This window comes from Nostoc sp. NMS9, from assembly GCF_017114995.1.
In the GTDB taxonomy this organism is placed as follows: Bacteria; Cyanobacteriota; Cyanobacteriia; order Cyanobacteriales; family Nostocaceae; genus Nostoc.
Map to the genome: position 1 here is coordinate 173,663 of NZ_JABXKL010000092.1, position 10,316 is coordinate 183,978.

3 protein-coding genes are annotated in these 10,316 nt (G+C 47.6%); 1 reads left to right on the plus strand and 2 read right to left on the minus strand.

The genetic code is table 11. From position 1 onward, the window contains the following. Positions 1–48 precede the first annotated feature (48 nt). Entirely contained in the window at positions 49–5,010 is a 4,962-nt protein-coding gene (locus HWQ40_RS31195) for a PAS domain S-box protein (protein ID WP_292785727.1), read from the plus strand. Between the two features lie 28 nt (positions 5,011–5,038). Here HWQ40_RS31195 and HWQ40_RS31200 read toward each other — a convergent pair whose 3' ends face one another. Continuing rightward, a complete protein-coding gene (locus HWQ40_RS31200) occupies positions 5,039–7,108 on the minus strand; it encodes a prolyl oligopeptidase family serine peptidase (RefSeq protein WP_292785728.1) in 2,070 nt (689 codons plus the stop codon). A 217-nt stretch (positions 7,109–7,325) separates the two neighbouring features. Further along, positions 7,326–10,316 (minus strand): response regulator (locus HWQ40_RS31205; RefSeq protein ID WP_292785730.1); only part of this gene is annotated, 2,991 nt, incomplete at its 5' end.

The window sequence follows — 10,316 nt, forward strand, 5'->3', positions numbered from 1 at the left end:
TGGGCAGAATACAATAAATAATATCAATATCTGGTTACACTCATTGCTATGGAACACGAAGCCTTAACAATCTGTTTTCCGCCTGACTTGCTTGCAAAAGCCAGGAAACTCAAGGAAGGCAGTGAATCATTTAATGATTTAATAGTTAAGGCTTTAGAACGGGAGATGCGACACCGCCGGGGATGGGCTGCCGATCGCACAAAGGCTGAAAACCTCTTTGTTGGTGGCGGCGAGATCGGTGCATTGTTGAGATCGCACGATTGGTCGCAAACGCCGCTAGGGGCCGTCGAAACCTGGTCGGACAACCTAAAAACGGCTGTGCAGCTCCTGTTAACAGAACTAGATCAAGCCCAGCAGCTAGAATCCGATCTGCTGCTAGGGCGCACATCAACATATGCCTTGCCTCAAGCTGTCCAAGCCGATGCGTTTCGAGTCAAGCTCACCAATGCGCTACGCCCGCTGAGTGATGCTAATGAAATTCAGGCGATCGCTGCCCTCATTCTGGGTGAGTCTCTAGGCGCAAGCCGCGTCATTTACATTGAAGTGTCACCGAACGGCAAGGAGGCCATCGTTCACAAGAACTACACAAACGGTGTTGCCGAACTGAACGGGCTGTACCATCTGGAAGACTTCGGACGCAACCTGGTGGACGACCATCGAGCGGGGCAAACGGCGATCGTTCCTGATGTGGCAAACTACTCTAAATACACAGCCAGCCAGAAGGCAATGTATCAAACGATTGATATTGCCGCACATATTGATGTGCCGCTGATCAAGAACGATCAATTTGTCGCCTTGCTGGCGGTGCATCAGGCAAACCCTCGCCCGTGGACGGAAGACGAGGTGAAACGAGTCGAGGAAACAGCAGAACAGACGTGGGCAGCTGTCGAGCGTGCCCGTGCTGAAACAGCATTAGGCGAGAGCCGCACCGAACTCAAACGGCAACTGCGGAAGTTCGACGCGCTCGTCGCTGCAATTCCCGATTTTATTTACACCTTTGATTTGGCGGGACGGTTCACGTATGTCAGCCCGGCGTTGCTCAATCTTTGGCAGAAAACTTCGGATAAAGCTTTGGGAAAAAACTTTTTTGAGCTGGATTATCCAACGGATTTAGCGACCCGACTTCAGCAGCAGATTCAACAGGTGATCGCCACGCGCCAGCCGCTCAAGGACGAAACGCCCTACACTAGCGCCATCGGCACGCGCGCCTATGAATACATTTTCGTGCCACTTTTGGGCATAAACGGCGCAGTAGATGCAGTCGCAGGCGTGACGCGGGACATCACCGATCGCAAACAAGTAGAGCAAGCTTTGCGCCAAAGCGAGAAGCAGGCTCGAAATATTCTGGAGAGCATCGCTGAAGCCTTCTTTGCACTGGATGAGAACTGGCAGTTTACCTATATGAATCCATCTGCCGAAACACTACTCGATCGCACTCCAGGCGATTTAGTTGGCAAGAATTTGTGGTCAGAGTATCCAGGACTGATTGACAATGAGTTGGCGCAGGTCTACTGGAGCACCATGCGCGATCGTGTGGCTGCGTCAATGACCGCGTTTTACCCGGATCACGATCGCTGGTACGAAGTTCGCACCTACCCCGCCCCAAACGGCATCACCGTTTATTTCAGGAATGTTACCGAGCAGATTCAAACTGCCGCAACCCTGCGTCAATCCGAAGAACGCTACCGGACGCTGTTTGAGTCGATTGACGAAGGCTTCTGCATTATTGAAGTGCTATTTGACGAAAATGATACACCGAGTGCCTCCGGCAGTACGCTTCGCGCCAGCGACTACCGCTTCTTAGAGATCAATCCCACCTTTGAGCAACAAACGGGACTTCGACAAGCAGTCGGGAAAACGGCGCGTCAGTTAGTTCCAGATTTAGAAGACCATTGGATTCAGATTTACGGTCAAGTTGCTCTAACGGGTGAACCTGCTCGCTTTGAAAATGGCTCTCTGGCAATGAACCGATGGTTCGATGTCTATGCCTGTCGCATGGGTGAAGCCCAAGCGCGAAAAGTTGCCATTGTCTTCAAAGATATTAGCGATCGCAAACTCTCAGAAGAACTTTCGCGGCGAACCGCCGAATTTAATGCTTTCCGCGTCTCTCTCACCGACGCACTCCGCCCACTTGCCGACCCAGTAGAGATTCAGGCTACGGCCAGCCGTGTTCTTGGCGAGTATCTCGGCGCGAACCGTGTGGTGTACTTCGAGGTTCGCGGCGCTGATTACGTCGTTGAGCGTGATTATGTTAACGGAGCCGAAGCACTCGCTGGCAACTACCCGGTTGATTCGTTCGGGCCGAAGCTACTCGCAGCCTACCGCACTGGTCGCGCCGTGTCCGCGTCTGATGTGGAAGCCGATCCCAACCTGTCCCCAGATCAGCGAGCAGCCTATGCCGCGATCCAGATCGGTGCTTACATCGGTATACCCCTAGTCAAGAGGGGCGAATTTGTAGCTGGGCTGGCAGTTCATACATCCGGGTCGCGAGCTTGGACACCAGATGAGATATTCTTGGCGGAAGAAGTAGCCGAGCGCACTTGGGCGGCAGTCGAACGCGCCCGCGCTGAAGCAGCCTTGCGCGAATCGGAGGAGAAATACCGCACGCTGTTCGATTCGATTGACGAAGGTTTTTGTCTGGTCGAAGTTTTATTCGACGATGCCGGAAAGGCAGTTGACTACCGCTTTCTTGAAACCAATCCGGCGTTCTTGAACATCACCGCGCTCGAAAACGCAATTGGCAAAACCATCCGCGAGTTGGTGCCAGACATTGAGCCGCACTGGGCAGAAACTCTCGGAAAAGTCGTCAAAACAAGACAGCCAGAACGGTGGGTCAACAGTTCCGAAGCGATGGGGTTCTGGTTCGATTTGTACGCTTTCCCGGTGGACGAGCCGGAAGAGCATAAAGTCGCGATTATTTTCAGCAACATCACTCAGCGCAAACAAGCCGAACGACAAGTGGAGTTTTTGACCGAGTTAAGCCGAAGACTCGGCACGGTGACGGATGCAGTGGAAATCAACCGCATCGTCACGCGCGAAGTCGGAACGTTTTTGAACGGGCATCGCTGCTATTATCTTGATGTCACGCCGGACGGCAGCCAGGTAACGGTTCTACCCGATTGGCGGCTCGACGGATCGGATCTTGCCGGAACTTATGACCTTTCCCTTTTCGGCGCGAAGGAATGGTGGGAAACGGCGGCACGTTTACCGTTCGGGATTGACGACGTGAACGTGCATCCGTGGACAAAGGATTTCGCCGACAATTACACGCTGATCAATATGCAATCCTACGTCATCGCACCGTTTGTCCGTGAAGGGCGTTGGGTAGCTTCGATCGGAGTCAGTTCCAACAAGCCGCGCCATTGGAAGGCGGATGAGATGTTGTTGCTGGAAAACGTTGCAGCGCGTGTCGCTCCGCTGATCGAACGCGCCCGCACCGAAGCAGCACTGCGCGACAGTGAAAACCGCTTCCGCATGGCGATCGAAGCTGCCCAATTAGGCACCTGGGACTGGAATCTCATTACCAACCAATTGATTTGGGATGAGGGTTGCAAAGCCATGTTTGGCTTACCACCAGAAGCCGAGAGCAGCATTGAGGTCTTTTTTGCCGGACTGCACCCTGACGATCGCGAACGACTAGAACAGGTGCTGCAATGGACTTTGAATCCAAAAAGCAGCGGCAAGTATGACGTAGAATATCGCACGATCGGGATTCAGGATAAGGTTGAACGGTGGATTGCCGCAAGAGGACAGGCTTACTTTGATGCTGCCGACAATCCACAACGCTTTGTCGGCACTGTACTCAATATCACTGAGCAAAAACGCATTCAGGCAGAACGAGAACAACTCTTTGCCCGTGAACAAGCTGCAAGAGAAGCAGCCGATCGCGCCAACCGGATTAAAGATGAGTTTTTGGCAGTGCTGTCCCATGAATTGCGATCGCCTCTCAACCCGATCTTGGGCTGGACGCACTTACTACAAAACGGCAAACTGAGCGAAGCTCGTAGAGCTGAAGCCTTGAAAACTATCGAGCGCAATGCCAATCTACAGACGCGACTAATCGAAGACTTGCTCGACATCTCCCGCATCATGCAGGGTAAACTCAACTTAACAGCGGCTTTGGTCAGTTTGACCTTTGTGATTTCTGCCGCCGTTGAAACGGTGCGTTTGGCAGCAGAAGCAAAAAATATTGCGATCGCTCTCGATCTTGACTCTGAGATCGCTCCGATTTCTGGTGATGCAGCCCGCTTGCAACAAGTGATGTGGAATTTGCTTACCAATGCAGTTAAGTTCACACCCAACAATGGACAAGTGACCGTTGAACTGCGGCAACTCGACGGGCTAGCTCAGATTCGGGTAATCGATACTGGCAAGGGCATCAATTCACAGTTTTTGCCCCATATATTTGAGTATTTTCGCCAAGAAGACGGCTCAACGACACGCAAATTTGGCGGCTTGGGATTGGGGCTAGCGATCGTGCGACAAATTGTAGAAATGCACGGGGGGACGGTGACAGCAGAAAGTCAGGGTGAGAATCAAGGCGCAACCTTCATCATCCAATTACCTGTCATGCAGCAGGCAACATTGATTCCATCTGAGCAAATAATACACACACAGACAGAAGCAGAAGTGCCTTTAGACGGCGTTCAAATTTTGCTGGTGGATGACGATACCGATACCCGCGAATTTCAGGCATTTGTGCTGTCACAAAGCGGTGCAAATGTGACAGCTGTCGCTTCTGCCTTAGAAGCTTTGCAAGCTCTAGAGCAGTTCACTCCTGACGTCCTAGTGAGTGACATCGGTATGGCTGAGATGGACGGCTATATGCTGATGCAGCAGATTCGATCTCGCCCACCGAATCAAGGAGGAAGCATTCGGGCGATCGCACTAACCGCTTATGCCGCAGAAATTGACCAACAAAGAGCGCTTCAGGTAGGATTTCAAACTCACATTACAAAACCTGTAGAGCCAGAAAAGTTAGTCAGGGCGATAGTTAGTTTAGTCTCGTAGGGTAGGCAATGCCCACCCGACAAAGTTACTAAAATTTCACATCTAAAGCACGTACCAAAAAAGCCCATTTGTCTGCGGCTTCTTCGATAATTTTAGCCGTGGGTTTACCTGCGCCATGTCCTGCTTTAGTCTCAATTCTAATTAGCGTTGGCGCATCGCCTGCGTGAGCCTCTTGCAAAGCAGCGGCAAATTTGAAACTATGAGCAGGGACAACGCGATCGTCATGATCGGCTGTGGTAATTAAGGTTGCTGGGTAAGCTGTGTTTGGTGTGATGTTGTGTAATGGTGAATAAGCATACAGGGCTGGAAACTCTTCTGGATTATCCGCAGAACCATATTCGGAAGTCCAAGCCCAACCGATGGTAAATTTGTGGAACCGCAACATATCCATGACGCCGACTGCTGGTAAAGCTGCACCAAACAAATCGGGACGTTGCGTTATGCAAGCACCCACTAATAAACCGCCGTTACTACCACCTGCGATCGCTAGCTTCTCAGTCTTAGTATACTTGTTAGCAATCAACCACTCAGCAGCTCCAATAAAGTCATCAAAGACATTCTGCTTTTTATCTTTTATTCCTGCTTGATGCCATTCTTCGCCGTATTCTCCACCGCCGCGGATATTAGGCATAGCATAGACACCACCCATCTCCATCCACACCAAAAGACTCACAGAAAAGCCAGGTGTCATTGAAGCATTAAAACCACCATAAGCATAGAGATAACTGGGGTTATTTCCATCTAATTTAATGCCCTTTTTGTGCGTAATAAACATTGGTACTCTAGTACCATCTTTGCTGTGATAAAAGACTTGTTTTGTCTCGTACTCATCAGGATTAAAATCTACCTGTGGTTGACGAAAAATCTCACTTTTTCCTGTCACCATGTTGTAGCGATAAATAGTGCCTGGTATGGTAAAGCTGGTAAAACTATAGAAAGTTTCAGTATCATAACGCTTACCACCAAAGCCTCCGGCTGAACCGAGTCCGGGTAGTTCTACCTCTCGAATAAACACACCTTTGAGGTCAAAAATTTTGATTTGACTGTGAGCATCTTTGAGGTAATCAGCAACGAACTGATTATTAAGTATACCGACACTTTCCAAAGTTTCCGCAGATTGGGGAATAATTTCTTGCCAATTTTCTGATGCAGGGTTTTTCGTGTCAATTGCAATAACTCTTCCCCGTGGTGCATTTAAATCTGTACGAAAATAAAAGACGCTATCATCATTGTCGATAAAGCTATAATCTGCCTCAAATTGGTTAATTAGTTCTACGACTTCCGCATTAGGATTAGTTAAATCTTTGGAAAAAACTAAATTTTTAGAGTCAGTGCCTAGCCAAATTGAAATTATTAGATAGCGTCCATCCTCAGTAACGCCACCACTAAAGCCCCATTCTTTTTGGTCAGGACGATGATAAATTAGTACGTCTTCTGATTGAGGTTTACCTAGTTGATGATAGTAGAGTTTCTGATAATAATTGACATCTTCTAATCGAGTTTTTTCATTTGGCTCATCGTAGCGACTGTAGAAAAAACCTTGATGATCATGTGTCCAAGATGCACCAGAAAATTTAATCCACTTCAGGTGGTCTTGGAGGTCTTCACCAGTTTCAACATCACGTACTTTCCACTCTTGCCAATCAGAACCAGAGGAGGATAGACCATAAGCTAAAAGTTTACCATCCTCGCTAATCGACAATCCCGAAAGAGCAACAGTGCCATCTTCTGAGAGTTTGTTGGGATCGAGTAAAACTTGGGGTTGGTCGTCGAGAGTTTTCAAGGTGTAAAAGACACTTTGATTTTGCAGTCCGTCATTTTTGAAATAAAAGTAGCGGTCGCCTTCTTTAAAAGGAATACCGTATTTTTCATAATCCCAAAGTTTGGTGAGGCGCTGTTTAATTTTTTCCCTAGCAGGAATTTCACTCAGGTAGCCAAAAGTAATTTGATTTTGTGCCTCAATCCAAGTTCTTGTTTCTTCAGAGTCAGGATCTTCTAACCAACGGTAAGGATCTGCGACTAAAGTACCGTGGTAATTATCGGCTTGATTGCTCTTATAGCTGGTTGGGTAAGTGAGAGATTTTTCAGAAGAAGGCATAGTCTTAGGTCAAAGTGCTTCGTTACATATTACAAAGATAGACCTAAGACTTGGAGTATACACTCTAATTGTTCTCAAAGGGAAAGCCCCGGCTTCTGACGGGGCAATACGTGCTATTTTTGCTTATAGAACAATTGTACTACTAAAAAATAGTATCAGCTTTAATCGAAGTAGAAGCGTGTAGAGTTTTCCCTAAAATCGAAGTCTTTTGGTTGATTTAGTTAACGAGCTTCTCTCCTTTGAGCATCCGCGCTGCGGCTTCAAGTAGAGCTTCTTCGAGATAGGGCTTAGTAAAGTAGCCACTAGCACCGAGTTGAGCAGCGATTTGTCTGTGCTTGTCTGCACCCCGCGAGGTGAGCATAGCGATCGGTAAGTGGTTAAGGTTAGAGTCTTTCTGGATGCGAGAGAGTAATTCCAGTCCATCGCAACGGGGCATTTCAATATCGCAAAATACGATATCGCAAGGCAAACCAGAGCGGAGTTTATCCCAAGCTTCCTGACCGTCACGTGCCTGTTCTACGCGATAACCTGCTTTGTTAAATGTCAGGGATAGTAATTCTCGGACTGTGATTGAGTCATCGACAATCAGCACTGTCGGGTCAATCTTCGCGGGAGAGGTATCTGGAGGAGTGAGTTTTTGTTGCCAAGAATTGCCACCAGTTTGTGTAGAAATCCGTCCTTGGAAGATGTCAATTATTTCCAGTACGTCAGCAATGGGCATAATCCGACCATCACCCAAAACTGTAGCACCAGCTACACCAATGGGTTTAGGTGCTGGTCCTTCAAATTGCTTAATTACAATTTCTTGTTCGCTTAACACCAAGTCAATCTGTAGAGCAATCAGGGTATTTGCCGATCGCACCACAACCACAGAAACCATATCATCATCTCTAGTACCGCCATAGACATTACCACGACTGATTTGGCGATTGAAGGTTAAAAGTTCCTTCAGAGGTCGGAATGGTAGCACCGTATCGCGCCAGGAAATAAATGATTGCCCATTGGCATCATGCTGAATATTTTTGACTGGAATATCTAGCGTATCTTCTACACCGTCCATTGGGAAGGCGATCCTAGCGCGATCTGAGACGCAGCAGAGAGCTTTACAAATACTTAGAGTCAGTGGTAAACGAATGGTGAAGGTGGTTCCCTTGCCGATCGCAGAATCGGTGTTGACTGTTCCCCGAATTTCGCTAATTTCGGAGCGCACTACGTCCATACCCACACCACGACCAGAAATTTCATCGGCTTGGTCTTTGATCGTAAAACCAGACTGGAACAGCAGATCGTAGACTTCCAGACGAGACATGGCTTTTGCCTGCGCTTCTGTAAGCATACCAATCTTCACCGCCTTAGCCTTAACCCTTGCCGAATCGATGCCTGCGCCATCATCGCCTACGGAAATGATCGTTTGGTTGCCTTGGTGGAAGGCACGGATAGTAATAATTCCTACAGGTGGTTTACCAGCAGCTTGTCTCTCTTCTGGCGTTTCAATACCGTGAGCGATCGCATTATTCAGCATGTGAGTCAGTGGATCGGTAAGATGATCCAAAATCATCTTGTCAATTAAGGTATCGCCACCTTCGATCACCAACTCTACTTGTTTGCCACACTTAATGGCGTTGTCGCGCACTCCTCGCCGCCAGCGATCAATAGTTTGAGCAAAAGGCACCATTCGCGCTCTCGTTAATCCCTCTTGTAGCTGGGTGGTTACTTGGCGGAACTGCCTTGCGACTCGTTCGGTTTCTTCGGTAACAAAATCAATGTCACTAGCCGACTCACGCACTCGTACAATGCGCTCAATCATCTGCTGTGAGAGTGTGTGGAAGGGAGTAAAACGATCCATTTCTAGTTCGCTAAAACCCCGATCGGCATTGGAATCAGGGGCTTGTAAGCCGCCGGGGTCTTTCTTTTTGCGTCCAGCTAACAGAGACGCTTCCAGTAGCGATCGCTCATACAACTCCTGCATCCTTGCACCTACATCTGAGAGTTGTTGTACCTGAATCAGCAAGTTATCTAATGACTGTCGCAGTCGTTCATGATCCTGCTCTAAGGTATTGCGGTTTACCACCAACTCCCCAACTAAATTACTCATATCGTCCAGTTGCTTAACTGGAACCTTCATTGTTTCTTCAAATCTCGCAGCCCGACGAGTAGAGGGGCCAGTAGTTTTGTTGGTGTTCGATTTTACTACACTTGAATGGGATATTGTTTGATTCGCTTCTGCCAGCAACTTCTCTAAGTCACCAAATTCGTCTTTTATGGCTGGTGATGGAATAGCATTTTTAGCTAGGACTGGTTGAGTGTTGAAAGGCTGGCGTTGGCGTAGCTCGTCGTAGACATCGCTATTGTTATCTGTACTTAGCAAGTCTTCCAAGGCAGCAAAATCTACTTCTGGTATCTTCTTAGCTTTGGGGATGGGTGCTACTTCCTCTCCTAATAATGCTGCCAAGTCTGCAAATTCATCTTCTTGAGCAACTATTTCAGTGGTTTCTATAAACAATAAATTATTTTCAATAACTGTATTTTCTCTTACATCAAAGGTAGTTTCTAAATTATTATTTTCCTCAGTCTCTAAAACTTCTGGGCTTGTCTGGACTGAATCTGAAGTTTCTCCAAAACTGATAGTTTCTAATAGCTCATCCACAGTATTCTCTGTGGTGTCCATCTGAATATAGGTCAATTCATTTGTAGCGACATCTTCAAACAGCAGTTGTGGATTTTCATCGAAAGAGCCGAACAAATCACCTGGCTGTGCTTCAGGTGATGCTGAATCTGAACTTTCCCCAAAGCTGACGGTTTCTGATAGTTCATCCACAGTATTCTCTGTGGTTTCCATCTGAATATAGGTAAAATCATTTGTAGCGATATCTTCAAACAGCAGTTGCGGATTTTCATCGAAAGAGCCGAACAAATCACCTGGCTGTGCTTCGGGTGATGCTGAATCTGAACTTTCCCTAAAACTGACGGTTTCTGATAGTTCATCCACAGTATTCTCTGTAGTGTCCATCTGAATATAGGTCAATTCATTTGTAGCAACATCCTCAGAGTCGAACAAATCACCTGGCTGTGCTTCGGGTGATGCTGAATCTGAATTTTCCTCAAAACTGATAGTTTCTGATAGTTCATCCACAGTATTCTCTGTCGTGTCTATCTGAATATAGGTCAATTCATTTGTAGCGACATCTTCAAACAGCAGTTGTGGATT

Coding starts and splice junctions, on each gene's coding strand:
- HWQ40_RS31200 (WP_292785728.1), bottom strand. CDS start 7,108: ATGCCTTCTTCTGAAAAATCTCTCACTTACCCAACCAGCTATAAGAGC.
- HWQ40_RS31195 (WP_292785727.1), top strand. CDS start 49: ATGGAACACGAAGCCTTAACAATCTGTTTTCCGCCTGACTTGCTTGCA.